At 64.1% G+C, this 26070-nt stretch carries 24 protein-coding genes; 10 read left to right on the plus strand and 14 right to left on the minus strand.

All coding sequences use genetic code 11. The features are described from left to right. Positions 1-68: 68 nt before the first annotated feature. A complete protein-coding gene (locus FHR70_RS09450) occupies positions 69-917 on the minus strand; it encodes a helix-turn-helix domain-containing protein (RefSeq protein WP_246408051.1) in 849 nt (282 codons plus the stop codon). 125 nt (positions 918-1042) lie between these two features. On the opposite strand from FHR70_RS09450, the gene FHR70_RS09455 reads away from it, so the two are divergent. Next, on the plus strand, positions 1043-1444 hold the full coding sequence (locus tag FHR70_RS09455) for a hypothetical protein (RefSeq protein WP_183449439.1): 402 nt from the start codon (positions 1043-1045) through the stop codon (positions 1442-1444). Positions 1445-1504: 60 nt separating this feature from the next. Here the strand turns inward: FHR70_RS09455 and FHR70_RS09460 are convergent, their stop codons facing one another. Genes FHR70_RS09460 through ppdK form a run of 3 tightly spaced genes read right to left on the minus strand, consistent with a single transcriptional unit; the run spans position 1505 to position 4834 of the window. Then, entirely contained in the window at positions 1505-1861 is a 357-nt protein-coding gene (locus tag FHR70_RS09460) for a GFA family protein (protein WP_183449440.1), read from the minus strand. Positions 1862-1880: 19 nt separating this feature from the next. Further along, a complete protein-coding gene (locus tag FHR70_RS09465) occupies positions 1881-2159 on the minus strand; it encodes a hypothetical protein (RefSeq protein ID WP_183449442.1) in 279 nt (92 codons plus the stop codon). Then, on the minus strand, positions 2156-4834 hold the full coding sequence (ppdK, locus tag FHR70_RS09470) for a pyruvate, phosphate dikinase (RefSeq protein WP_183449444.1): 2679 nt from the start codon (positions 4832-4834) through the stop codon (positions 2156-2158). The genes FHR70_RS09465 and ppdK overlap by 4 nt, the downstream gene beginning before the upstream one ends. Before the next feature lie 358 nt (positions 4835-5192). Between ppdK and FHR70_RS24495 the strand changes: the two genes are divergently transcribed. Beyond that, a complete protein-coding gene (locus FHR70_RS24495) occupies positions 5193-6296 on the plus strand; it encodes a calcium-binding protein (RefSeq protein WP_183449446.1) in 1104 nt (367 codons plus the stop codon). Between the two features lie 65 nt (positions 6297-6361). Here FHR70_RS24495 and FHR70_RS09480 read toward each other — a convergent pair whose 3' ends face one another. From FHR70_RS09480 to FHR70_RS09495, 4 genes are all read right to left on the minus strand, one after another. After that, a complete protein-coding gene (locus FHR70_RS09480; RefSeq protein ID WP_183449448.1) occupies positions 6362-6997 on the minus strand; it encodes a L,D-transpeptidase in 636 nt (211 codons plus the stop codon). 149 nt (positions 6998-7146) lie between these two features. Continuing rightward, positions 7147-9402: a glycine--tRNA ligase subunit beta gene (gene glyS, locus FHR70_RS09485; RefSeq protein ID WP_183449450.1), complete on the minus strand. Its 2256-nt coding sequence runs from the start codon at positions 9400-9402 to the stop codon at positions 7147-7149. Between the two features lie 47 nt (positions 9403-9449). Beyond that, entirely contained in the window at positions 9450-10391 is a 942-nt protein-coding gene (locus tag FHR70_RS09490) for a glycine--tRNA ligase subunit alpha (RefSeq protein WP_183449452.1), read from the minus strand. A 194-nt stretch (positions 10392-10585) separates the two neighbouring features. Further along, positions 10586-11455 (minus strand): S49 family peptidase, encoded by an 870-nt coding sequence (locus tag FHR70_RS09495; RefSeq protein ID WP_425487859.1) that lies wholly within the window; start codon positions 11453-11455, stop codon positions 10586-10588. Between the two features lie 175 nt (positions 11456-11630). Between FHR70_RS09495 and FHR70_RS09500 the strand changes: the two genes are divergently transcribed. After that, positions 11631-11957: a hypothetical protein gene (locus tag FHR70_RS09500; protein WP_183449454.1), complete on the plus strand. Its 327-nt coding sequence runs from the start codon at positions 11631-11633 to the stop codon at positions 11955-11957. Between the two features lie 31 nt (positions 11958-11988). Here the strand turns inward: FHR70_RS09500 and FHR70_RS09505 are convergent, their stop codons facing one another. Together FHR70_RS09505 and FHR70_RS09510 are read right to left on the minus strand one after the other, a co-directional pair. Beyond that, positions 11989-12729 (minus strand): tRNA1(Val) (adenine(37)-N6)-methyltransferase, encoded by a 741-nt coding sequence (locus tag FHR70_RS09505; protein WP_183449456.1) that lies wholly within the window; start codon positions 12727-12729, stop codon positions 11989-11991. Continuing rightward, positions 12722-12946 (minus strand): putative signal transducing protein, encoded by a 225-nt coding sequence (locus FHR70_RS09510; RefSeq protein ID WP_183449458.1) that lies wholly within the window; start codon positions 12944-12946, stop codon positions 12722-12724. Before FHR70_RS09510 ends, FHR70_RS09505 begins: the two co-directional genes overlap by 8 nt. A 109-nt stretch (positions 12947-13055) precedes the next feature. Here FHR70_RS09510 and FHR70_RS09515 point away from each other — a divergent pair, with 109 nt between their 5' ends. Both FHR70_RS09515 and FHR70_RS09520 read left to right on the plus strand, forming a co-directional pair. Then, positions 13056-14075 carry a polyprenyl synthetase family protein gene (locus FHR70_RS09515; protein ID WP_183450206.1) on the plus strand — a complete coding sequence of 340 codons (1020 nt, stop codon included), beginning with the start codon at positions 13056-13058 and terminating at the stop codon, positions 14073-14075. 360 nt (positions 14076-14435) lie between these two features. Next, positions 14436-15239, plus strand: a complete 804-nt coding sequence (locus tag FHR70_RS09520) for a MetQ/NlpA family ABC transporter substrate-binding protein (protein WP_183449460.1) — start codon at positions 14436-14438, stop codon at positions 15237-15239. A 70-nt stretch (positions 15240-15309) separates the two neighbouring features. Here the strand turns inward: FHR70_RS09520 and FHR70_RS09525 are convergent, their stop codons facing one another. The 4 genes from FHR70_RS09525 to FHR70_RS09540 all read right to left on the minus strand — a co-directional run bounded on the left by FHR70_RS09525 (position 15310) and on the right by FHR70_RS09540 (position 21140). After that, positions 15310-16023, minus strand: coding sequence for a DNA helicase (locus FHR70_RS09525; protein ID WP_183449462.1), 714 nt, complete (start codon positions 16021-16023; stop codon positions 15310-15312). 271 nt (positions 16024-16294) lie between these two features. Next, a complete protein-coding gene (locus FHR70_RS09530) occupies positions 16295-17167 on the minus strand; it encodes a 4-(cytidine 5'-diphospho)-2-C-methyl-D-erythritol kinase (RefSeq protein WP_183449464.1) in 873 nt (290 codons plus the stop codon). Positions 17168-17412: 245 nt separating this feature from the next. Further along, complete coding sequence (locus FHR70_RS09535; RefSeq protein ID WP_343058771.1) at positions 17413-19203, minus strand: tetratricopeptide repeat protein; 1791 nt, start codon at positions 19201-19203, stop codon at positions 17413-17415. A gap of 272 nt (positions 19204-19475) precedes the next feature. After that, on the minus strand, positions 19476-21140 hold the full coding sequence (locus tag FHR70_RS09540) for an electron transfer flavoprotein-ubiquinone oxidoreductase (protein ID WP_183449465.1): 1665 nt from the start codon (positions 21138-21140) through the stop codon (positions 19476-19478). Positions 21141-21431: 291 nt separating this feature from the next. Here FHR70_RS09540 and FHR70_RS09545 point away from each other — a divergent pair, with 291 nt between their 5' ends. The 5 genes from FHR70_RS09545 to FHR70_RS09565 all read left to right on the plus strand — a co-directional run bounded on the left by FHR70_RS09545 (position 21432) and on the right by FHR70_RS09565 (position 26000). Further along, positions 21432-21995, plus strand: coding sequence for a methylated-DNA--[protein]-cysteine S-methyltransferase (locus tag FHR70_RS09545; protein ID WP_183450211.1), 564 nt, complete (start codon positions 21432-21434; stop codon positions 21993-21995). 69 nt (positions 21996-22064) lie between these two features. Next, positions 22065-22901 (plus strand): uracil-DNA glycosylase, encoded by an 837-nt coding sequence (locus tag FHR70_RS09550; RefSeq protein WP_183449466.1) that lies wholly within the window; start codon positions 22065-22067, stop codon positions 22899-22901. Positions 22902-22978: 77 nt separating this feature from the next. Next, positions 22979-23845: a KPN_02809 family neutral zinc metallopeptidase gene (ypfJ, locus tag FHR70_RS09555; RefSeq protein ID WP_183449467.1), complete on the plus strand. Its 867-nt coding sequence runs from the start codon at positions 22979-22981 to the stop codon at positions 23843-23845. A 159-nt stretch (positions 23846-24004) separates the two neighbouring features. After that, positions 24005-24646, plus strand: coding sequence for a ribonuclease HII (locus FHR70_RS09560; RefSeq protein ID WP_246407992.1), 642 nt, complete (start codon positions 24005-24007; stop codon positions 24644-24646). A 157-nt stretch (positions 24647-24803) separates the two neighbouring features. After that, on the plus strand, positions 24804-26000 hold the full coding sequence (locus FHR70_RS09565; RefSeq protein WP_246407993.1) for a site-specific DNA-methyltransferase: 1197 nt from the start codon (positions 24804-24806) through the stop codon (positions 25998-26000). The last annotated feature ends 70 nt before the right edge of the window (positions 26001-26070 follow it).

Genomic DNA, 26070 nt, shown 5'->3' on the forward strand with positions numbered 1-26070 from the left:
GCAGGAGAGCTCCGGTGGTTAAAGTTATCGCGGGTTAAGGTTGATGGGTGGTTAAGGGAGCAAGAGTCCTACTGCGCGGCACCTGCGGCAGGCTGCCGCCTCTCGGCTAGGCGCCGCAAGGCATTCGTGGTTTCCGGATCGGCCGGGAAAAAAGCTTCGATGGCGAGTTCCGACAGGGTCACGTCCACCGGCGTGCCGAAGATCGTGGTGGTGCTGAAGAGGGTCAGCACGCCCTCCTCCGTGGCGAGCTGCAGGGGCACGACAATGCCGGCATAGTCATGCGCCGCCCTGGGCGCACGTGCCGCCGCATCGGGCGTAGGATAGGCGCGCAGTTCCTCGATCAGGGCGGCGAGCGTTGCATCGCCGGTCGCGTCCACCTGCCGGTGCAGACGATGGACCAGATGATTGCGCCACTCGGTGAAGTTCACGATGCGGCGCGCGAGCCCCGCCGGATGGACGCTCAGGCGCAGCACGTTCACCAGTGGCCTCATGAGGACCGGATCCACATCGCCGATGAGCGAGACAAGCGCATCGTTGGCCGAAATGAGCGACCAGTGCCGGTCGACGGCGAGCGCCGGATAAGGATCGTGCCCTCTCAGGACGAGATCGACAGCCTGACGCATGCTCGCCAGCGCCGGATCATCGAGCGAACGCTGAGAGTAAACGGGTGCGAAGCCTGCCGAGACCAGCATGATATTGCGCTCCCGCAAGGGCATGTCGAGTTTCTCCGCCAGCAGCAGCACCATCTCGCGGCTCGGCTGCGAGCGCCCCGTCTCGAGGAAGCTCAGATGCCGCGTGGAGATCTCGGCTTCGAGCGCGAGATCCATCTGGCTCATGCGCCGGCGCTGGCGCCATTCACGAAGATAATCGCCAACAGGGAGGATGCTGTTCACGGATTGGGTGCTCGCGGTTGTCATGAGCGGACCATAACCCGGCACTGGCGGATCTTCCATGACCTCCGAGGTAATCGACCGCGTTCCCGGCTTCCGCAATCCTGCAATCACGGTTGAGACGTTCAGCCGACGAACCACAGGAGACAGCCATGATGAACATCCACTCCTCCCCGCTTCTTCGCCAGGCTCTCGTGGCCGATGCCACCACCAGCGCCGCCTTCGGCCTGCTGATGCTGATCGGCGCCGGACCGTTGAGCGGCGTGCTCGGCCTGCCGGAGATGCTGCTGCGCATCGCAGGCTTGGCTCTCCTGCCCTATGCGGGCTTCATCGGCTGGCTCGGCATACGTGAGACGATCAGCAAGCCCATCGCCTGGGCGGTGGTGCTGGGCAACGCGCTCTGGGTCGCCGACAGCATCCTGCTCCTCGCAAGCGGGTGGGTTGCGCCGACAAGCGCGGGCTATGCCTTTGTGGTCGGCCAGGCGCTGGTGGTGCTGATGTATGCGGAATTCCAGTATGTCGGACTGCGGCGCTCGCAGGAAGCGGTGGCTTAACGACTAATCGCCTGACCTGTCATTCCGGACGCCGCAGGCGATCCGGGATGACAGCGTGAGCTAACCCCTCGCATCCCGCCCGTTGAACGGGATCGGCTTGATGTCCGACAGTTCCACATTCTCCAGGCAGCGCACGTTGATCGCGGCCGTCGCCTCGCCGGTCGGCTGCTTGCCTTCGCCGAAGGTCGACGTACCGCAGGTGGAGCAGAAGCGGTGCTGGATCGTGTGGGTGTTGAAGGTGTAGGTGGCGAGATCCTCCTCGCCACGGATCACGTTCAGTGCGCTGCGCGGCACGAAGGTCAACAGATAGCCCTTGCGCCGGCAGATGGAGCAGTTGCACTCGATCACCTGCGCAAGATCCGTCTCGACCTCGTACGCGACCTTGCCGCAATGGCATGAGCCCTTGTGAAGCGCCATTCTTCCCCCCCGTATTTCTTTATTGTGCCATAGCGACCATTGCGGTGACGATCAGGCCCGCACCGAGCACGGCCACGAAGCGGTCGCCCATGGTGAGCGGCTCCGCCCTGCCCTGCGCGGCCATCTGGCCGATGATCAGGTCGAGCGCCAGCGACACGGCGAACGGCCAGGCGGCCGGCGGCACGGCCAGTTCCTGCAGATGCGGCTGCCGTGCCGTGATGAGGCCGATCACGATGCCGGAGACCAGCACCGCGACGATGTAAAGCAAGCGCCCGCGCGACAGAGCCATTGGTTTCACGCCTGGCTCGCGGCTTTGGCCCCGAGCGCCGCCTGCGCGGCGGCCAGACGCGCGATCGGCACGCGGTAGGGCGAGCAGGATACGTAATCGAGCCCCGTCGTCTCGCAGAAGTGGATCGACGCCGGATCGCCACCATGCTCACCGCAGATTCCAAGCTTGATGGTCTGTCTCGTCTGCTTGCCGCGCTCCACGGCGAGCTTTACCAGTTCGCCCACGCCTTCCTGGTCGATGGTCACGAACGGGTCGGCGGGCAGCAGGCCCTTCTGGGTGTAGGGCCCGAGGAACGAGGCAGCGTCGTCGCGCGAGATGCCGAGCGTGGTCTGCGTCAGATCGTTGGTGCCGAAGGAGAAGAACTCCGCCGATTCCGCAATCTCGCCGGCGCGCAGGGCCGCGCGGGGCAGCTCGATCATGGTGCCCACCTGATACTCGATGGCGACGCCACTTTCCGCCTTCACGGCTTCCGCCATGGCGACGATGCGGTCCTTCACCAGATCGAGCTCCGGCTTCGTCATCACGAGCGGGACCATGATCTCGGGCACGACGGGCTGACCGGTCGTGCGGCCTGCCTCCACCGCCGCCTCGAAGATGGCGCGAGCCTGCATCTCGGCGATCTCGGGGTAGGCCACCGCCAGGCGGCATCCGCGGAAGCCGAGCATCGGGTTGAACTCATGCAGCTCGCGGGCGCGGTGCCTGAGCTTGTCGACGGATGCATTCATGGCCTTCGCCACCTCCTGCATCTCCTCTTCCGAATGCGGCAGGAACTCGTGCAGCGGCGGATCGAGCAGGCGGATCGTGACAGGCAAGCCGCTCATGATCGAAAACAGCTCGGCAAAGTCCTTGCGCTGCATCGGCAGCAGCTTGGAGAGCGCCGCGCGGCGTCCCGCCTCGTCGTCGGAGAGGATCATCTCGCGCACCGCCACGATGCGGTCGCCCTCGAAGAACATGTGCTCCGTGCGGCACAGGCCGATGCCCTCCGCGCCAAACGAGCGCGCGGTCTTGGCGTCGAGGGGTGTCTCCGCATTGGCCCGCACCTTCATGCGGCGCACCTTGTCGGCCCAGCCCATGAGGGTCGCGAACTCGCCCGACAGCTCCGGCTCCAGCATCTTCACCTGGCCCAGCAGCACCTGGCCGTTGGAGCCGTCGATGGTCAGCACATCGCCCTTCTTCAGGGTCTGGCCGGCGACCGTCAGCGTCTGTGCGGCGTAATCCACGCGGATCGAGCCGGCACCCGACACGCAGGGCTTGCCCATGCCGCGGGCGACCACCGCCGCGTGCGAGGTCATGCCGCCGCGGGTGGTGAGAATGCCTTCCGCCGCATGCATGCCGTGGATGTCCTCCGGCGAGGTCTCGACACGCACGAGGATGACCTTGTGGCCGGCCTTCTTGGCCGCTTCCGCGTCATCCGAGTTGAACACGATCTCGCCCGAGGCCGCGCCCGGCGAGGCCGGCAGACCGGTGGCCAGGATCTTGCGCTCGGCCTTGGGATCAATGGTAGGATGCAGCAGCTGGTCGAGGGCTGCCGGCTCCACGCGGGTGACCGCCTCTTCCTGCGTGATGAGGCCCTCGCTCGCCAGCTCCACGGCGATGCGCAGTGCCGCTTTCGCCGTGCGCTTGCCGTTACGGGTCTGGAGCATCCAGAGCTTGCCGGTCTCCACCGTGAATTCCATGTCCTGCATGTCACGGTAGTGCTTCTCGAGGATGCCGTAGATGCGGCACAGCTCCTTGTAGGCATCCGGCATCGCCCGCTCCATGGAGGGCTTGTCGGAGCCCGAGGCAATGCGCGCCTTTTCGGTGATATCCTGCGGCGTGCGGATGCCCGCCACCACGTCCTCGCCCTGGGCGTTGATGAGGAACTCGCCATAGAGCTCGCTCTCGCCCGTGGAGGGATTGCGGGTGAAGGCCACGCCGGTGGCCGAGGTCTCGCCCATGTTGCCGAACACCATAGCCTGCACGTTCACCGCCGTGCCCCAGCTTGCCGGGATGGCGTGCAACTCGCGGTACTTGATGGCGCGGTTGTTCATCCAGGAGCCGAACACGGCCCCGATGGCGCCCCAGAGCTGCTCCTGCGGCTCCTGCGGGAAGGGCTTTCCCAGCTCCTTCTCGACCAGCGCCTTGTAGCGCGGGAGAATGGCCTTCCAGTCCTGGGCGGTCATGTCGGTGTCGAGCGAGTAGCCCTTGCGGTCCTTGTACTCGTCGAGGATCTCCTCGAAATGGTGGTGCTCCAGGCCCAGCACCACGTTGGAATACATGGTGATGAAGCGACGATACGAGTCGTAGGCGAAGCGCTCGTCGCCGGCGCCCTTGGCCAGCGCCTCGACGGTCACGTCGTTGAGGCCGAGGTTCAGCACCGTGTCCATCATGCCCGGCATGGAGGCCCGGGCGCCGGAACGGACAGAGACCAGAAGCGGGTTCTCGGCATCGCCGAAGGTGCGGCCGGTGAGCCGGCCGACATAGTCCAGAGCCTTCTCGACCTGATCTTTCAACTCCTGCGGATAGGAGCGGTCATGGTCGTAGTAATAGGTGCAGACTTCCGTCGTGATGGTGAAGCCCGGCGGCACCGGCAGGCCCAGATTGGACATTTCGGCCAGATTGGCGCCCTTGCCGCCCAGCAGGTTCTTCATCCCCGCCTGACCCTCAGCCTTGCCATCCCCGAAAGTGTAGACCCACTGCGTCATCACTCGATCCCTTGGCTTAAGAAACACCCTGCTATAGCGCAGGTGTTGGCTTGAAACATGTGGAGCCCAAACGCAAGCTGAACAGCCAAGGTTCCCTCGTCAATCAAGGGTGGACGAAGTGCCGCCTTTGGCATTACCGGCGCTGCGGCTGTCCGACCATATCATAAGATGAGAGCCGGCAGGGCTTACCGGCACCATTGCAGGATCGGCCCTGAACAATCCGGTCGGCCGCATGTAACCACAAATATCCGGATGAGGATTTCCAAATAGCTCCCTGCAGGCCTCGTGAACTCCGCAAGCTTGGAGCACACTCGGCCTTGATCAGGTGTGAAAACTTTGTCTCTATGGGGAGGCCACCGTGGCCGTATTCACCCTTACCGTGACCAATCCTGCAGGTGTCGATCTCTCGCTGTTCTTTCCCGGTTTGCTCGGGACGCGATGGAGTTCAGCCGGTTACACCCCAACCAGCGGCAATTCCAATTACCGCATCATCAGCAATGGCGTTGTCGACGAGACGAGATCCTACAGCATAGAGACGAGTGGAAAGGATTATTCTTTTTCACATGGCGATGCAGCCGTGGGCGGAACGATCACATCGGCAACCCTGTCCGTGACGCCAATGGGAGGAACCAAGGCCCAGCTGGCCACCCTTTCCATCGATCTTGGTTCGTATACGACGACTTATGGTGGGGTGCCGATCCCCTCCATCTTAGACCTGACTCCCGCTGCCTTGATGCGCTTCGCCGACCGGCTCGATTCCAACAGAGCAACGCTGGTCCTCAAGGGCGCTGACGGCAATGACAAGCTGCCGGGCAGTCAATGGAGCGACATTCTCGATGGCGGGCGGGGCGTCGACTGGCTCGAAGGCATGGGGGGAGATGATCTCTACTACGTGGACAACCAAGGCGATGCGGTCAGGGAAAACGGCGGAGAGGGTCTCGACACCGTCGTTTCGACAGTGACCTACCGGCTTGCGGAAGGAACTTCGGTCGAAATCCTGCGGGCCTTTCCCAGTTCCGGCCGTGTCGGTCTGACCGGCAATTCCTTTTCCAACCAGATCTTCGGAAACGAGAGCGCGAATCGGCTGGACGGAGGGGCGGGAAACGACGCCCTCACCGGCGGCCTGGGCCGGGACGTATTCCTCTTCTCGACCAAGCTCAGCAAAACAGGCAATGTCGATCAGATCCTGGATTTCAGGGTCGTCGACGACAGCATCTGGCTCGAGAACAGCATCTTCAAAGGCCTCGGCAAGGTCGGCTCCCTGACCAAGCCCGCCAAGCTCAACGGAGATGCGTTCATCACAGGCTCTCGTGCCCAGGACAAAGAGGACCGCATCATCTACACCAAGACCACGGGCTCGCTCTATTACGATGCGGACGGCACCGGCAAGGCGGCTCAGATCAAGTTCGCTCAGCTCGAGAAGGGGCTGAATGTCAAGGCTTCCGACTTCTTCATTGTCTGACGGTCTCACACATGGAAAAAGGCCGGGACATGCCCGGCCTTTCGTAATCTCTCATCAACTCGGGCTCAGACCCGATACCGCCCGTTGCGCTTCACATAGACCGTGGTGCCCACGGGGACGCGCTCGTAGAGGTCGGCCACGTCCTCGTTGAGCATGCGCACGCAGCCCGACGAGACCTGCTCGCCGATGGACCAGGGCTCGTTGGTGCCGTGGATGCGGAACAGGGTATCGGCGCCATTCTGATGCAGATAGAGGGCGCGGGCGCCGAGCGGATTGTCGAGGCCGGCCTCGACGTATCGCGGCAGGTCCGGCTTGATGCCGACCATGGTCTTGGTGGGCGACCAGTTCGGCCACACGCCCTTGCGGCCGACCGAGGCGATGCCCTTCCAGGAGAAGCCCTGCTTGCCGACGCCGACGCCGTAGCGGATCGCCTTGCCTTCGGGCTGGACGAGGTAGAGCATGCGCTCGTCGATATCGACCACGATGGAGCCGGGCTTTTCGGGACCCTTGTACTCCACCGTCTGGCGGGCGTATTTCGGGTCCATCTTGCGGCGGTCGACCAGCGGGATGTTGTGCGGCTGATCCGGAATCGAGCCCACATACCAGTTGTCGTCGTCCACCGTGGCAACGGGCTGCTGGGCGGTTTGGCAGGCAGCCAAGGGCGCGCTCAGGAGAGCGGCGATCAGGAGGCGTCGAATCATGGTCGGTCTTCTGAATTGAATCGGTTGCCGCCTACCTAGGGCCTGAGGGCCGCCTTGGCTGTGCCCCTCAGGCAACACCTTAACCTGAATTAACCTGTGAGGGCTGCCCCATGCGCGTGGTGCAACCCTCGCTGTTGGCTGGGCCTTGGTTACCCCTCGATCCGGGAGAAATCCGCCACCGTGCGGGTCGCCTCGCGGATGCTGTTGAGGAGCCGCAGGCGGTTCGCCCGAAGCGCCGGGTCTTCCGCATTCACCGTCACCTTGTCGAAGAACGCATCCACAGGCTGCCGCAGGCGGGACAGGGCGCGCATGGCCCCCTCGAAATCCTCAGCCTCGACGGCAGCAGCGGCCTCGCGCTTGGCGCCGTCGAGAACCACGGCCAGCGCCTTCTCCTCGATCTGCCCCTGGTCGTTGACGATCTGAAGATCGGGCGCCTCGTTATAGGCCCGCCCGTCCTTCTTCTCCTCGATGCGCAGAATGTTGGCCGCGCGGCGATAGCCGGCGAGCAGGTTCTTGCCGTCCTCCGTGTCTAGGAAGCGGCCAAGCGCCTCCACGCGGCGGACGATCATGAGCAGGTCGTCCTGCCCTTCCAGCGAGAACACGGCGTCGATCAGATCGTGACGCGCGCCTTGATCGCGGAGATAGACCTTCAGGCGGTCGGCGAAGAAGGAGAGGAGGTCGAGCGCACGCACATACATGATGCGTGCGAGGCTTTCAGAATTCCCCAGCTGACGCTGTCGGAAAATGGATTCGAGATCCGGAAGCGTCGGATGATTGACGAGGCCGGCGATGGCACTGTCATCGATGGCTTCGACGAGCTTCTTGGCCTGCATGAACTCCTCGAAGAGAACGTCCTTCGCATCGCGGGCGAAGGGCTTTGCGAGCAGCGAGATCAGCGGCAGCTTGAGATTGTTCTCCAGCGCCAGCCTGATCACACCTAACGCCGCACGTCTTAGCGCGTAAGGATCCTTCGATCCCGTCGGCTTCTCGTCGATGGCCCAGAAGCCGACGAGTGTGTCGATCTTGTCGGCAAGCGCCACGGCGACCGAGACTGGATCGGTCGGCACGCGGTCGGAGGGGCCGAGCGGCTTGTAGTGCTCCTCGATGGCGGCGGCCACGGACGCGTGCTCACCCTGCAGGGTCGCGTAGTAGCGGCCCATGAGGCCCTGCAGCTCGGGGAATTCGCCCACCATCTCGGTCACGAGATCGGCCTTGGCGAGGCGCGCAGCGCGCTCCGCTAGTTCAGGATCGGCGCCGACGATGGGAGCCAGTTCTTTGCTGAGCGCCGCGATACGCTCCACCCGCTCGTATTGCGTGCCGAGCTTCTCGTGGAACACGATTGATTTCAGTTTCTCCAGCCGGTCTTCCAGCTTCACCTGCTGGTCCGTCTTCCAGAAGAAGTTGGCGTCGGAGAGACGCGCGCGCACCACGCGCTCGTTGCCGCCGACAATCGTCTTGCCGCCATCGGATGCGATGAGGTTGGAGGTGAGAAGAAACTTGTTGGCGAGCTTGCCGGTCGCGGAATCGCGCAGCACGAAGCATTTCTGGTTTGCCCGGATGGTGGTGCGGATCACCTCCGGGGGAATGTCGAGGAACGCCTCATCGAACGAACCCATGAGCACCACCGGCCATTCCACGAGGCCGGCGACCTCTTCGAGCAGGCCCTCGTCCTCGACGAGTTCGAGCCCCTGCGCGAAGGCCAGATCCTTGGCGTCGTGAAGGATCATGTCCTTGCGCCGGTCGGTGTCGATCACGACCTTGGCGCGTTCCAGGGTCGGCGCGTAATCATCAAAACGCTTCACGCGGACTTCGTCCGGCGCGAGGAAGCGGTGGCCCTTCGTGACGTCGCCCGAGCCGATCCCGTCCACATCGAAGCGCACCACCTCCGGGTCCTCGGTCTCGGGGCCGAAGGTGCAGACGATGGAATGGAGCGGACGCACCCAGCGCAATGAGCCGGACTCGCGGGAGGCCGCGCCCCATCGCATGGATTTCGGCCAGGGGAAGCTCTTGATGATGGTCGGCAAAATCTCCGCCAGCACGTCCGGCGTCGAGCGGCCGGGCTTTTCGATCACGGCGACGTAGAACTCACCCTTCTTCGGATCGCTCTCGATCTTCGCCTGCTCGATGGAGGCGAGCCCCGCGCCTTTCAGAAAGCCCTGGATGGCAGCCTCAGGCGAGCCGACGCGCGGGCCTTTTCGCTCCTCGCGCACGTCCTGCCCCTTCACGGGCAGGCCCGCCACATGCAGCGCCAGCCGCCGCGGCGTCGCGAAGGCCCTCGCGCCCTCGTAGAGGAAGCCGCGCTCCACGAGCGCATCGGTCACAAGCTTCTTCAGATCCTCCGCCGCACGGCGCTGCATGCGGGCCGGGATTTCTTCGGAAAAGAGTTCAAGGAGGAGATCGGGCATGTGAGAACTTTTTATCTGAGAGGGCGGGGAACGGGAGGGTGCAGCGGTCAGGCCGCCACGCCTCCGCCCTCGGTCTTCAGCCATGCGGCGCCGCAGGCTTTCGCCAGCTCGCGGACGCGCAGGATGTAGCTCTGGCGCTCGGTGACGGAGATCACCCCTCGGGCGTCGAGCAGGTTGAACATGTGGCTGGCCTTGATGCACTGGTCGTAGGCGGGCAGCGCCATGAGATGCCGGTTGTCGTTGGTGCCCGGCTTCGGCTCGCCGGCCTCCAGATATTTGCGGCAGGCAGCTTCCGCGTCACGGAAATGCCGGAACAGCATCTCGGTGTCGGCATGCTCGAAGTTGTGGCGCGAATATTCCTGCTCGGCCTGCAGGAAGACATCGCCGTAGGTGACTTTCTCGACACCCTCGAGCCCGTTGAAGTTGAGGTCGTAGATCGACTCCACGCCCTGCAGGTACATGGCGAGACGCTCAAGGCCATAGGTGAGCTCGCCCGCAACCGGCGAGCACTCGAAGCCCGCAACCTGCTGGAAGTAGGTGAACTGCGACACCTCCATGCCGTCGCACCAGCATTCCCAGCCCAGACCCCAGGCGCCAAGCGTCGGGCTCTCCCAATCGTCCTCGACGAAGCGGATGTCATGCAGGGCCGTGTCGATGCCGATGGCCTTGAGCGAGCCGAGATAGAGCTCCTGCAGGTTGGGCGGGTTCGGCTTCAGGATGACCTGGAACTGGTAATAGTGCTGGAGCCGGTTCGGGTTCTCGCCGTAGCGCCCGTCCTTCGGGCGGCGGGAGGGCTGCACATAGGCCGCGCGCCAGGATTTGGGGCCGAGCGCCCGCAGGGTCGTGGCGGGATGGAACGTTCCGGCACCCACCTCCATGTCGTAGGGCTGGAGGATCACGCAGCCCTGCTCGGCCCAGTAGCGCTGGAGGGTGAGGATCAGGCCCTGGAAAGAGCGCGCAGGGTTCATATGCGCGGGTTCGCTCGTCATGTCGGCGTCCGGTTTTATCCAAAAATTTCAGGCGAACCCTTGGGATGACGGGCGGCTCAAGTCAAGCACTGGGGCACACCCCTTGTCATTCCCGGCCGGACGGAGCGCAGCGGAGGGGAAGGGAATCCAATGTCACGTTCGGAGCTATGGATCCCCTTCCCTCGCTACGCTCGCCGGGGATGACACCAAGCCCTTTAGAGCCCCAGCCGCGCCCAGGCGGCCCTCTCCTCCAGGGCACCGACGATCTTGCCCGGATCGATGAGGCTGCTTTCGCCGATCGGGCGGCGGCCGAGCAGACGCCCCAGCAGCGGCCGGCGGGCGGGCTCGATCATGCGGAACTGCACCTTGTCGCCGAAGCGGTGGCGCATGATGGTGCGGATGTCGCCCAAACCGTCCACAAGGCCGAGATCCAGGGCCTCAGCCCCGACCCAGAAGGCGCCGGAGAAGAGATCGTCATAGGAATCGTTGAGCTTTTCGCCCCGGCGCTCCCGGACGAGATCGGCGAAGATGTCGTGGATCCGGCGCTGGAGGCCTTTGAGGCGCACCACATCGTCCGGGTTCTCAGGCCGGAACGGGTCGAGCATGGCCTTGCTCTTGCCGGCCGTATGCACCCGTCGTTCGACGCCGATGCGCTCGATCAGCTCGTGGAAGCCGAAGCTCGCGGAGACCACCCCTATGGATCCTACGATGGAAGCCGGATCGGCATAGATCTCGTCCGCCGCGCAGGCGATCATGTAGCCGCCGGAGGCCGCCGCATCCTCCACGAAAGCGATCACGGGAAGCTTCTTCTCGTCGGCGAAGGCCCGGATGCGCTTGAAGATCAGGTGGGATTGCGCCGCCGAACCGCCGGGCGAGTTGATCACGAGAGCCACCGCCTTCGCGCCCGGCACGGAGAAGGCCCGCTCCAGCAGGGGCGCCACGCTCGACATGGCGAGCCCCGACCGCAGGGGCATCACGGCCCCGATGGGGCCAGACAGGCGCACCACCGGCACGACGGGATGGGGATAGGCGCGGTATTTGGCCGGAAGGAGGAATTGCAGACGTGCGGGGAGCATGGAGGAGATGGATGTTTGAGCCATGACCTCTATGTAGGGTGCACGGCCCGGCTTCCCAAGATGAACATACCGTTAGGGAACTCGTTGGTCTCCGTTCAGCTAGGACTCTTTACAAGATCAGGCATAAGGCACAGCCCCGCCATGACTCCCATCAACCGGCACCTGGGGCTGTCGAGGAGAGAAGATGCGTAAGCTGTTGTTCGGCCTTCTTGGCTTTGCGACCCTTGGCTTCGGTGCCCTCTCGGCGCAACCGGTCGAGGCCCAGCCCTATTATCCGGGCTATGGATATGGCTATCGTCCCGTGGTCGAGCGCTACTACGGCCGCCCCCGTCCGGTTGTCCGCGTCCAATATGGCCGCCCCTACTATGGACGTCCCTACCCGGCGTATCGCCCGGTTCGCACGGTCCGGCGCTGCTGGGTCGAGCGGCGGAGGGTCTGGACAAATTACGGCTGGGTGCGCCGTCCGGTGGAGGTCTGCCGCACAGTACGCAGACCTGGCTACCGCTGGTAACTCACGAAAGGGCGCCGAAAGGCGCCCTTTCTTATAGGAGATTGGCCTCGCCCCGGTGCAGCGCCTCGGCTTCAGAGGTGAAGCGCCCATCGGGACCGTTCAGAATCACGGGTGGCAGAACGGCCAGAGGAGCCCGACTGCCCTTGATCCCGGAGAGCAGGAAGCGGATCGCCGGCTTGTCACTGGTGGGGTGAACGAGGCGAAGCTCCATCCCTCCGAGCCATCTGCCTGAGATTTCCAGGCACTCGGCCAGCCGGTCAGCCCGGTGGATCAGCACCAGCCGCCCCTTGGGCTTGAGCAGTCCCGTGCAGGCCTTGAGCCAAGCCTCCAGAGCGCCGGCCGGCAGGGCATGGGCCGCCGCCCTTCCCCGGTCGGGCGAGATGCGGACCTGCCCTTCCTCCAGAAACGGCGGATTGGTCAGGACGAGGTCTGCGCTGTCAGGCATGAGGCCGGCGGCCTGACGCGAGCTCCTGTCCAGCACGTCTGCGACGACGACCCCGCTCCGAACCTCATTATCCCGGCAGTTCCGGCGGCAGAGGTCCGCGAGGTCGGGATCGCGCTCCACGAAGACGAAGCGCGCATCCTTCTCCCGGGCGGCCGCCATCAGCCCGACCGCCCCGGTGGCGGCCCCCACATCCACCACCACGTCGCCGGTCTTTACGGGCGCGGAGGCGGCGAGCAGAACCGCATCGGTGCCGGCCCGGTGGCCCTTGGCGGGTTGAGCCAGGTGCACGCGCCCGCCGAGGAGCAAATCCTGCGTGATGTCAGTCATGCCGCAGCTCGGCTCCGAGACCGGCATCGGCAATGAGGCGGCGGGCCTGCGCCACGTGATCGTCAGGCACCAGGATCCGGCGCGGAAAGACGCCGATCATGCCCTCCAAGGCGCTCATGTGCCTGTCAGCCACCAGAACCGGGATATTGGCGTTTTCCAATAAGGATTGTAGGAAGCCGACCAGAACGAGATCGCTGCTTCGGACGATTTCGACCATCGGCGTGAGACCCTTTCCCCTGCGGTAAGCGTTTGCATTGCAGCATGGAAAGTGCCATGCCAGTTCATATTCCTACCGGCTTTTCCGGCCGGCAACCCGGGTCGTGACAGTGGGCGTCGTCGTTCCGTTCGAAGACAAGCATCCCGAGAAGAATGCGAGCATCGAGAAGCTCGTGTCCCTTGTGGCCTCCGATATGGAGCGGGTCAATGCGATGATCCTGTCGCGCACGGGCTCCGAGGTCACCATGATCCCGGAGGTGGCGAACCACCTGATCTCCTCGGGCGGCAAGCGCCTGCGCCCCATGCTGACGCTCGCGACAGCCGGTCTTTCCGGCTACCAGGGCGACGGGCATGTGAAGCTCGCGGCCTCCGTCGAGTTCATGCATACCGCCACCCTCCTCCACGATGACGTGGTGGACGAGAGCGACATGCGCCGCGGCAAGATCGCGGCCCGAATCAAATGGGGCAACGAGGCGAGCGTGCTCGTCGGCGATTTCCTCCTCGGCCAAGCCTTCCGCATGATGGTGGAGGTAGGATCGCTGCGGGCGCTCGACATCCTGTCCGCCGCTGCGACCGTGATCGCCGAGGGCGAAGTGATGCAGCTTGCCGCTGCCAAGAACACCGAAACGACCGAGGACGAGTACCTCGCCGTGATCCGCGGCAAAACGGCGGAACTCTTTGCCGCCGCCTGCGAGGTCGGTCCCGTCATCGCCGGACGCCCCAAGGCAGAGCAGGCCGCCTGCCGCTCTTACGGTATGAATCTCGGCATCGCGTTCCAGCTCGTGGACGATGCCCTCGATTACGGCGGCAAGGCCGCAACGCTCGGCAAGAACGTCGGCGACGATTTCCGCGAGGGCAAGATCACCCTTCCCGTGGTCCTCTCCTTCCGCCGTGGAACGGACGAGGAGCGCGCCTTCTGGAAGCGGGTGCTGGAGCAGGGCAATATCGACGACGCCGACCTCGAACAGGCCATCGCCATCATGCGCCGCCACCGGGCGCTCGAGGACACCGTCGAGCGCGCCCGCCATTACGGCGCCATGGCCCGCGACGCGCTGGCCCTCTTCCCGTCGAGCCCCATGAAGCAGGCGCTGCTCGATGCTGTCGACTTCTGCATCGCCCGTGCTCACTGAGCATGGCAGACTTGTTCTTTTTACAGAACGAAACGGTTGACTTAAAGACCAGAGCCTTTAAAAGCATCCTTGTCTCCGGGGCGGCCACCACCGCCTCGGGACCGCGGCGATTTGAGACGAGCAGCTTGCCCCGCGTGATCAAGGGCTAAAGCGCCACGGGCAAATCCCGCCTCGTGGTTCACGAGGATTGATGGTTATGACGCGCCTTTCACCCATGATGACATGCTGGCCTGCCTCTCAGCCCCTCCTGGCTGAAAGCTGTCGTCGCATCACGGCCTGAAATCTTAAACCGCATCGCTCGAACAACCTGTCCGGCTTCGTGTTGAAGCCGCGACGAACTTTGTCTGAAAGAGACCTCCCATGTCCGTTTTCACCCGCCGCACCCTGCTGTCCGCCTCGTTCGTCCTCGGGGTCATCGCCGCGTCCCTGCCGGCCGCCGCCCAGCAGAATAGCATCAAGGTCGGCGTCATGTCGGGGGCCGAGGAAGAGGTGGCGCAGGTCGTCAAGAAGGTCGCGGCCACCAAGGGCCTGAACGTCGAGCTCGTGCCCTTCTCCGACTATGCCCTCGTCAACGAGGCGCTGGAGCGCAAGGACCTCGACGCCAACGCCTTCCAGCACAAGCCCTATCTCGACGCGCAGATCGCCGCCCGCGGTTACAAGATCGTGCCCGTCGGCCTCACCTTCGTGCAGCCGATCGGCCTCTATTCCAGCAAGGTGAAGGCCGTCGCCGATCTGCCCAAGGGCGCCAAGATCGGCATCCCGAACGATCCGAGCAACGGCGGCCGCGCTCTCAACCTGCTCGCCGAGCAGGGCCTGATCAAGATCAAGGAAGGCAAAGGCCTGTCGCCGAGCCTCCTCGACATCGCCGAAAACCCGAAGGGCATCAAGTTCTCCGAACTCGACGCGGCGCAACTGCCCCGCGCCCTGCCCGATCTCGATGCGGCGGTGATCAACACCGACCACGCGCTCAACGCCGGCCTCGACATCCGCCGGGACACCATCGCGACGGAAAAGCGCGAGGGCAACCCTTATGCCAACTTCGTCGCCGCCCGTCAGGGCGACACACGCCCGGAGATCAAGACCTTCGTGGAAGCCTACCAGTCGACGGAAGTCGCCAAGTTCCTGGACGAGCGCTTCAAGGGCGCCATCATCCCGGCCTGGTAAGCGGCTGATCCTAAGCAAAGAAGCCCGCTTGCAGCGAAGCGATGCGAGCGGGCCTCCGATCATGAAGGAATCAGCTCACCGCCTCGACCCGAAGCTTGCCGTTGTTCAGAAAGCAGGCCTTGCTGAAAAGCTCTAGGTCCAGAGGATTTGGCAACCGGATATCGTGCATATCTGGGTAAGGTTTCTTCGAAGGATCGTATGACCGGTCGATCTGCGAGACGAAGACAATCACCAGTTCTCGGCCCAACGCGAATGTCTTCAATGCGCGAACCTGATCTGCCAATGGCGGATTCTCGCGCTTCTGATCGAGCAACTGAAGGTAGTCTACGACGGCGAGCGTGCCACGAGGCGCTGATGTCAGTGTTCGCATGATGTGGTCGGCATTGATGGTATCGGAACAGTCGAAGCTGAACAGGCCATCGAAATGATCCAGATCCCAACCGATTGTACGGAAGCGATCGCGGATGTCCTTCTCCGTATATTCCAGCGTAAAGAACACGCTTCGACTTCCGGATCTCATCGCCTCCACGGCTAATTCAAGGCTCATCAGAGTCTTGCCCTGCCCTGGCCGGGCGCCGATCAGCACCAGATCGCCCGGCGCCAATCTCCCAAACAGCTTGCCGACTGGCGTGATCGCGGCATGTCTGGAGGCGAGCAAACTCCAAGTCTTGCAGCCCTCCTGAAGGGCAATGCGATCGAGTGCTTCGTTAAGCGGAATGTCTTGTTCGCGAGCCAGCCGCTTGGCTCTGCGCTTCAAAAGATAAATGGGAGCTGATAGCTTCATCGGTAAACCTTCCATCGCGAGCGGTCATCGCAGTCCCTCCTTGTGCTTTTGCTCGAACAGTCGGTTCGATGATCTGCCAGCCCTGCATGAGTTCTACTTTCCCGAGTGGAGGGGGGAGGCGTGGGCCGCGCCGGAATCGAACACTATCTCGATCCTTCCTTGGCGAAAATCCCATCAGCCGGCACAATCGGCAGATTTACAGGAGAGTTTCGCCGCCCTGATAATGCGTAAGGCCTTTGGCCCTCCCAGAGCGCCGTCATTATCTTGTGGTTTACCGAAGGCTCGTCGCCTTCACCCACCAGTCCGGCCGCAGGCGACGGATCCCCTGCGCCGCCTTGGCGGCTGCCTCGCAATCATCGTAGAGCCCGAACACCGTCGCGCCCGAACCGGACATGCGTGCCAGGCGGCAGCCATCCGTCTCGCGGAGCAAGCCGAGCGCCTCGCCGATCAGCGGCTGCACTTTGAGTGCGGGCAGTTCGAGATCGTTGCGGGTTTGCTCCAGCATGGCGAGGAGAACGTCCAGGGAGGGGCCATCGGGAGCGGGATGCGCGGTGGCAGCCAGCCCTTGCCCAGGCTGCAGGCCGAGAGCCCTGAAAACCGCCGGTGTCTCCACAGGCACGCGCGGGTTGACCAGCACGGCAAAGAGGCGCGGCAGGGTCAGCGCAGGTCCCAGCTCCTCCCCCGCCCCCCACATCATCCGGGCTCTCGTTTCAAGGCACACGGGCACATCGGCTCCTGTGAGGCGGGCGGCCTCCCTCAGGGCTGGATGCGACACCGGCAGGCCGTTGAGGCGGCCCAAGAGCCGCAAGGCTGCGCCGGCGTCTGACGATCCGCCGCCGATCCCGGCCGCCACCGGCAGGCGCTTCGTCAGATGGAAAGTGCCGACCTTCAGGCCGTCCAGGCGCTCTGCCAGAAGGCGGGCCGCCTTCATGACGAGGTTGTCGGCATTGCTCCCGGCGAGCGGGGCCGTCGGGCCGCTGACCTCAAGCATCAGGCTAGACCCCGGCGTTAGCTGCAGGTCGTCGCCGGTGCCGGCGAAGACCACGAGGCTTTCGAGGTCGTGATAGCCGTCGGCCCGGCGCCCGAGCACGTGGAGCGTCAGGTTGATCTTGGCTGGGGCGCGGGTGGCAAGCGGCTGGGGCATGACGCTTCCATGCCCGAGAGAGCGGCGGATGGGAAGAGAAGTTACAGCACGTCCACTTTCCTCGCCCCTCATCCTGAGGAGCAGCAAAGCTGCGTCTCGAAGGAGGATCCAGCGCACTCTGGAGACGCCCTCGTCCTTCGAGACGCTACGCTCCTCAGGATGAGGGCTTAGGGTGTGACCAGTTTGAAAAGCAATGGCCGGGACGAGCCCGGCCATGACGTAGAACGTTTTGTTATCGAGAGAACTTACCCGCCGTTCTGCTTCGGCGCTTCCGTCTGTGGCGCAGGCGTATTCTCCGCCGCAGCCGGCTTCGGATCCTCCTCAAGACCGTTGTCGATCTTCTTGAGAATCTTCACGAGCTCCTCGTGCTCCGGATCCGAGTTCTTGGCGTGGTCCCACTGGAACTTCGCCTCGAGCTTGCGGCCGACCTTCCAATAAGCATCGCCCAGGTGGTCGTTGATGGTGGAATCGCCCGGCTTCAGCTCGACGGCCTTTTCCAGCTCGCGCACGGCATCCTCGTAGCGGCCCATGCGGAAATAGGCCCAGCCCAGCGAGTCGATGATCATGCCGTCGCGGGGCGCGAGTTCGACCGCCTTCGTGAGCATCTTGAAGGCTTCGTCGATATTCATGTTCTGGTCGACCCAGGAATAGGCGAGATAGTTCATCACCTGGGCCCGGGCGGCGTTCAGGGTCTCCGGGACGAGTTCCAGGGCCTTCTTCAGGTCGGCCTCGCCCTTGTCCCATTGCTTCGAGCGCTCGTAGGACGAGCCGCGGTAGAAGAACAGGATCCAGTGGCCACGCTCGGGCTGGCCGACGAGGTTGATGGCCTTGGTATAGGTTTCAGCAGCTTCCGCGAACTTCTTGCGCGAGCGCTGCACATTGCCCAGCGCCATGACCACGTCGACTTCCTCGGGATGCTCTTTCATGAGCTTCTCGAGATGCGCAATGGCATCCTCGCCGCGACCCATCAGCTCGTAATTGTGCCCGATGGAGATGTCGGCGCTCGTGCGGATTGGGGAATCCTTCGGGATTCGCGCGAAGATCGCGTTGGCGTTGTCGTACTGCTTCAGGCGCTCGTAGACGTCCCCGAGGGTGACGAGGGCCAGCGGGTGATCCGGCTTGAGATCGAGGCCGAGACGGAGATAGATGATCGCCGTCAGCTCGTCGCCCTGGGAGTTACCGACGACGCCGAGCCCGTAGAGGAGTTCCGCCGCACCGTCCTGCGCGTTGTTGACGAGCGGCAGGAGGGGTTTGCCCTCCTCCAGGGCCGTCATGGCAGCGCGGACGATGGGATGGCGCGGGGACACGTCGTCGAAGGCCTTATAGACCTTCAGGGCCTCGTCCTTGCGGCCGCGCTTGGCGAGGAACCGGCCATAGGCGTCAACCACCTGCAAGGTGTTGCGCTCGCCCTCGTAAGCCGCCTTGAAGCGCTTCTCGGCTTCGGCCGCATTGCCGGTCACATCGGCGATGAGGGCGGCGTGGTACTCGCGGAATTGGTCGAAGGCGCGCTCGTTCTTGAGCTTGTCGACGGTGGCGAGTGCCTGCTTGCCGTCCTTGGAGCCGGCGAAGGTCCAGGCGGAGAGAAGCGTCGCCGTGAGATCCGCCTGGCGACCGCGCATGCTCTTGGAGAGCCGGGCGCGGGCATCGGCATATTTCTGGGTTTTGATGGCGCGGACGCTCAGCGCGAACTGGGCGAGGTTGTTCGACCCGTCCTGGGCCGAGAGACGCTCCGCCGCCCGGATGGCATCCGGCATGGAGCCGTTGGCCAGGAACGCCACGAAAGCCCGCTCCAGAAGCTCCTGGTTACGAGGGTCTTCCTGGATGGCCTGGCGGAAGAAGAGCGTCGCAGCCTCCGTGTCCCGCGCGGAACCCGCCACGTAGGCCGACAGGAAATTACCCTCAAGGCTTTGGGCCGGCTCAAGAATCTCGTCCTCGGCGGCATTCGCCACGGCAGCAGGAGAGACCAGCACGGTGGCGGCCATCAACATCAGGGCGGTCAAGCCCCTGCGGGACTTCAGAATTTTCAAGGTGGGCACGAAGCGCGGCTCCAATCATCGCGACATCTCATCAGAGGGAGATGTGCGCCAAATCAGGCCGGAGAATGGCGTCTCCCTCAGAGCGCCGCAAGGGGACAATTGACGCTGGGGCGTAAAAGCCTCGTGAGAGGGGGAGTTTAGCTTCAAGCCAGGCGTGTCATCCCGGGGCTGCGCAGCAGAACCCAGGATCGCCCGACGAGAATGGCGCCTCATGCGGCTCGCGATCCCGGATCGCCTGCGGCGTCCGGGATGACTGCTGGAGGGGTTTAACCTCACATATTGACGTAGTTCGGCCCGCCGCCGCCTTCGGGGGTGACCCAGTTGATGTTCTGGTTCGGGTCCTTGATGTCGCAGGTCTTGCAGTGGACGCAGTTCTGAGCGTTGATCTGGTAGCGCACGCCGCCTTCGCCCTCGACCCATTCATAGACACCCGCCGGGCAATAGCGCTGCGACGGACCGCCAAAGACATCGTGCTCGGAACCCTTCTGCAGACCCATGTCCTTGACCTTGAGATGGACCGGCTGGTCCTCCTCGTGGTTGGTGTTGGACAGGAACACCGAGGACAGCCGGTCGAAGGTGAGCACCCCGTCGGGCCTGTCGTACTTGATCGGCGTCACCTGGGAGAGCGGCAGCAGGCACTCGTGATCGGGCTTGCCGTGGCTCATGGTGCCGAAGGGCGACCAGTTGAAGATCTCGGTCAGCCACATGTCGAGCCCGCCGAGCGCCACGCCGGCCGCCGTGCCGTATTTCGACCAGAGTGGCTTCACGTTGCGCACGCGCTTGAGGTCGTAGCCGATGGGCGAGGAGCGCCAGGCCTCCTCGTAGGACGCCACCTCGTCATGGGCCCGACCCACCTGCAGGGCCGCAAACACATGGTCGGCGCAGAGCATGCCCGACAGGATCGCGTTGTGGCTGCCCTTGATGCGCGGCACGTTCACGAAGCCGGCCGAGTCACCGACGAGGCAGCCGCCGGGGAAGGACAGGCGCGGCACCGACTGCCAGCCGCCCTCCATGATGGCGCGCGCCCCGTAGCCGATGCGCTTTGCCCCCTCGAACACGTCGCGCACCATCGGATGCGTCTTGAAGCGCTGGAACTCGTCGAAGGGCGACAGGGTCGGGTTCTTGTAGTTGAGGTGCACCACAAAGCCGACGGACACCAGGTTGTCGTCGAAGTGGTAGAGCCAGGAGCCGCCGCCGGAATTGTTCGGCAGCGGCCAGCCCATGGAGTGGCGCACGAGGCCCGGGCGGAAGTGCTCGGGCTTGACCTGCCACAGCTCCTTGATGCCGATGCCGTATTTCTGGTGGTCCTTGCCCGCATTCAGGCCGAAGCGCTCGACCATCTGCTTGGTCAGCGAGCCGCGCGCACCCTCGCCGAAGATCGTGTACTTGGCACGCAGCTCCATACCGCGGGTGAAGTTGGCATTGGGCTCGCCGTTGCGGCTGATCCCCATGTCGCCGGTGGCCACGCCCACCACCTTGCCGTCCTCGATCAGGACCTCGGAGGCCGGAAAGCCGGGATAGATCTCGACGCCGAGCTCCTCCGCCTTGCGGCCGAGATAGCGGGCGACGTTGCCGAGCGAGCCGACGAAGTTGCCGTGGTTGTTCATGAGCTTGGGCATGAATACATTGGGCAGCTTCACGCCGCCGGCATGGCCCAGATACATGAACTCGTCGGCCGTCACCTCAGTCTTGAGCGGCCGGTCCGGATCGGAGCGCCACTCGGGCAGGAGCCCGTCGAGGCCGATCGGGTCGATGACCGCGCCGGAGAGGATGTGTGCGCCGACCTCGGAGCCCTTCTCCACCACGACCACGGAGATGTCAGCGCCGGCTTCCGACGCCTGCTGCTTGAGCCGGATGGCTGTGGCGAGACCCGCTGGACCTGCGCCCACGACAACGACGTCAAACTCCATCGATTCACGGGCAGGCAGATCGGACATTGGTGTCTCCTCCTGGGATACGCTCTTAAACGGCAGATAGTTTATATATGAACAATCTGCCGGGTTTCTCAAGTCGTTCTAAGTTGAGACACTTCCCTAGCTTCATTGCAGCGAGGCTGAAAGTTCTCTTTCCGCATAAGGTTATGCGAAATCATCCAATTCATGATGGTGAACTTCGGGCCTGGGCCAACCGCGTTCATGAACCCAATAGACGCAAGATGGCAGAGGATTTCTGCGCCGGATAGCAGCCATCGGTTGTTCGCATGTGCCGGGGCGCTTAAGATGCGTATCATGCAGGGCCATCCGTCCAACCCAGCGTTCTATACGCTCTTCGAGACCGCCATCGGCCCTTGCGGGCTGGCCTGGAACGAGCGCGGCGTGATCGGCTTTCAGCTCCCCGAGGACGATGAATCCAGGACTCGCGGCCGCCTCGCGAAGCGCTTCCCCGGAATCATGGAGGCCCCGCCCCCGCCGGTCATCCAGAACATCATTGCCGACGTGACGGCTCTGCTACAGGGCGAGGCGCGCGACTTGTCCTGCGTGCCGCTGGACATGGAAGGCGTAACGGAGTTCGACCGCCGCGTTTACGAGATTGCCCGCAGCATCCCACCGGGCCGCGTGCTGACCTATGGCGAGGTTGCGGCCCGGCTCGGCATCAACAACGCCCGGGCCATCGGCCAGTCTCTCGGGCGCAATCCGTTTGCCGTCATCGTGCCCTGCCATCGGGTTGTCGCGGCAGACGGCAAGCTGGGCGGCTTCTCGGCCAATGGCGGCTCTACGACCAAGCGCCGCCTGCTCGCCATTGAGGACGCCAGACGTGACGAGAATCCGACCCTCTTCGACCTGATTTCGTGATGACAAGATCTGTTGGGTTCTTCGCGAACCTGAGTTGTCCACAGCCCCTCGGATGCTTACATACGGATCATGCAGGATCTCCCCTCCGACCGCGACGCTCTCCAGGCGCTGCTCGACTTCCATGTCGAGGCAGGTGTCGATCTTGCGCTCGACGAGACGCCGCATAACCGCTTCGCGGAGCCGAAGGCTGCTCCTGCTCAGGCCAAGACTCCTGCAAAGGCCCCTGCATCCAAGTCCAACCCTCCACCATCTGCCCCCTCTCCCCGTGCCCTCCCCAAGGTGGCTGCCGGCGCTCCCGAGGAGGTGGCAAGCCTTGCCCGCGAGCAGGCCCGCCATGCTCAATCCCTTGAGGAGCTTGAAGGGATCCTGGCGGGCTTCGACGGCTGCGCCCTGAAGTTTTCCGCCAAGAACCTCGCCTTCGCGGACGGCAATCCGCAAGGCCGGGTGATGCTGGTGGGCGAGGCTCCCGGTGCGGACGAGGACCGGATCGGCAAGCCCTTCATGGGCCGCTCCGGCCAGCTCCTCGACCGGATGCTTGCGACCATCGGGCTCGACCGCAGCCAAGTGTATGTGGCGAACATCGTGCCCTGGCGCCCGCCGGGCAACCGCACGCCGACGCCCCAGGAAATCGCCATCTGCAAGCCCTTCATTGCGCGGCAGATCGAGCTGGCGTCACCTGAATTCGTGCTCTGCCTCGGCGGCCCGGCCGCCCAGAACCTGCTCGGCATCAAGGACGGCATCCTGCGCACCCGCGGCCGCTGGTTCACCTACAAGACCGAGGACGGGCGCGAGATCAAAGCCCTGCCGACCCTGCACCCGGCCTACCTCCTGCGCCAGCCTCTGCAGAAGCGCCTCGGCTGGCGCGATTTCCAGGCCCTGCGGCGGGCGCTGGACGGGCGCGAATAGGCACCCGTTCGGAACCCGTTTATATGCTTACGCCTTAAGCTCCTGCGGCATCCCGTGTCGCAGCTGGAAGGTGGATCATGCGCTGGGAAGACTTTCGAACCTCGTCCAATGTGGAAGACCGTCGCGGCATGGGGATGGTGGGCGGCGGAGGGCTCGGCATTGGAGCGATGGTGATCCTCGGCCTTGTCGGCTGGGCGCTCGGGATCGATCCCCGCATCCTGATCGGCGGGGCCGAGATGATCGCAGGCGGCGGCTCCGGCTACCAGCAGCAACAGCAGGGCCGACAGGGCACGCCCCAGGACGAGATGGGCCGTTTCGCTTCCGCCATTCTCGGCAACACGGAAGACGTGTGGAAGACGGTGCTGCCCCAGCAGGCGAACCGGCAATACCAGGAACCGAAGCTGGTGCTGTTCTCCGGCGCCACTCGGTCCGGCTGCGGCGGCGCGCAATCGGCCATGGGGCCATTCTACTGCCCGCTCGACCAGACCGTTTACATCGACCTCTCCTTCTTCCAGGAAATGCAGCAACGCTTCCGCGCCGGCGGCGATTTCGCTTATGCCTATGTGCTCGCCCATGAGGTTGGCCACCACGTGGAGAACGTGCTCGGCATCCTGCCGCGCGTACAGGAGCGCCAGCAGCAGGTCAGCCGGACCGAAGGCAACCAGCTCTCCGTGCGCGTCGAGCTGATGGCGGATTGCCTCGCGGGCGTGTGGGCGCACCATTCCAACCAGCGCTGGCAGTCGCTCGAGCAGGGCGACATCGAGGAGGCCATCCGGGCCGCAGAGGCCATCGGCGACGACCGGCTGCAGAAGCAATCGCAGGGCCGCGTCGTGCCCGACAGCTTCACCCACGGCTCCTCCGAGCAACGCATGCGCTGGCTCACCACGGGATTGAAGACCGGACAGGTCCAGGCCTGCGATACGTTCCGGGCGAGCAGGCTTTAACTCTGCCATCGTCATGGCCGGGGTCATCCCTGCCGGACACGTTTTAAGCAAGCAAGACGTGGATCCCTGGAACCAGCCCGGGGATAACGGTGCGGGTGCTCATACCGGCGGCATCATGTGCGGATGACAAAGCCGCCCCCTTCCCGCTTTGATCCCCCCATGACCGCACCGATTCGCCCCTCCAAAACCTCCAGCCTCGGCCTCGCCCGCGAACTCACTGCCCGAGCCGAGGGCTTCACTTGCATCGCCGGGCTTGACGAGGTCGGGCGCGGGCCGTTGGCCGGGCCGGTGGTGTCGGCGGCCGTGGTGCTCGATCTCGGCAACGTGCCTCAGGGGTTGGCCGATTCGAAGGCGCTCACGGCGGCCAAGCGTGAGGCGCTGTTTACTGAAATCCTGGCGACCTCGCGGGTGGGCATAGCGTCCGTGTCCCATCAGGAGATCGACGCCATCAACATCCGGCAGGCCTCGCTGCTTGCCATGTGCCGGGCGCTCGCGGCGCTCCCCTGCACGCCGGATATGGCCTTCGTCGATGGCAACGATCCGCCAGCTCTGCCCTGTGCCACGGAAGCGGTCATCAAGGGTGATTCGAGCATCGCGTCGATTGCCGCGGCCTCGATTGTCGCGAAAGTGATCCGAGACCGCATGATGGCGCGGCTTGGGAACGCTTATCCCGCCTATGGTTTTGCCAGCAACGCAGGCTACTCGACGAAGGCGCATCTCACGGCGGTCGCGAGCGAGGGTCCCTGCCCGTTCCACCGCATGAGTTTTTCTCCCTTACGCCAAGGGTTACTGGACCTGTAACCTCCCTTAACGCTGATTAACGAAAAATCGCAATATTTTCAAAGCGTAGGCAGAATTTGCCGATCCAAAATATTTGGATTTCCGCGCGTTTGGAAACCTCCTCTTTACCCTATCCGATCATGATCCTGAGTGTCAGTTGCGTAACCGGTGATCACCCATGGGTACCTCGCGTACCGGGGCTGCCGGCGCCGCCTCCCGGATCCATGTCTCGCGTACCGGGCGGTCTGCGCCGGCACCTCGGACGGGGCGTAAAACGCCCCTCTCCGTTCTGCCGCCGTCTCTTCCTCTCAATGAGATTCTTCTCGGCGACTGCATCGCCAATCTCGAGAAGCTTCCCCCTGAGAGCGTGGACGTTGTCTTCGCGGATCCACCCTACAACCTCCAGCTCGAACAGGCGCTCACGCGTCCGGACCAGAGCCTCGTCGACGCCGTCGACGACGACTGGGACAAGTTCGCGAGCTTTGCCGATTACGACGCGTTCACCCGCGCCTGGCTTCTCGCCGTGCGCCGCGTGATGAAGAAGAACGCGACGCTCTGGGTCATCGGCTCCTACCACAACATCTTCCGCGTGGGCTCGGCCCTGCAGGATCTGAACTTCTGGATCCTGAACGACATCGTGTGGCGCAAGGCCAACCCGATGCCGAACTTCAAGGGCCGCCGCTTCACCAACGCGCACGAGACCATGATCTGGGCGTCGAAAAGCGCCGAATCGAAGGGCTACACCTTCCATTACGATGCGCTGAAAGCCGGCAACGAAGACGTGCAGATGCGCTCGGACTGGTTCATCCCGATCTGCACCGGGGACGAGCGCCTGAAAGATGCTCAAGGGCGCAAGGTTCATCCGACGCAGAAGCCCGAAGCCCTTCTTGCGCGCATCCTGCTCTCCTCCTCCAATCCCGGCGATGTGGTGCTCGATCCCTTCTTCGGCTCCGGCACCACGGGTGCGGTCGCCAGGATGCTTGGGCGCAACTTCATCGGCCTCGAGCGCGATTCGACCTATGCCAAGGCGGCGCGCAAGCGCATCGACGCGGTGGTGCCGCTCTCCGACATCTCGGTTGCGGCAGCCCCCGAGAAGCGCACGGAAGTGCGCGTACCCTTCCTCTCGCTGATCGAGGCAGGCCTCGTGAAGGCTGGCGAGACCCTGGTGGATGAGCGCCGCCGCCACAAGGCCGTGGTGCGGGCCGACGGCACGCTGGCGCTTGGCGCCATCGTCGGGTCGATCCACAAGATCGGCGCGCTGACGCAGGGGTTCCCCTCCTGCAACGGCTGGACCTTCTGGAACGTGGAGCGGGGCGGCAAGCTGGTCTCCATCGACGAGTTCAGGGCCAAGGTTCGGGCCGACATGGCGGCCTGAGGTTCCCTGCGACATCGCAAAGCTGTGAAAGGGCTGGCCACGTGCTGGCCCTTTTTGTTTCCTGCACTAA

This window comes from Microvirga lupini, assembly GCF_014191055.1.
Lineage (GTDB): Bacteria > Pseudomonadota > Alphaproteobacteria > Rhizobiales > Beijerinckiaceae > Microvirga > Microvirga lupini_A.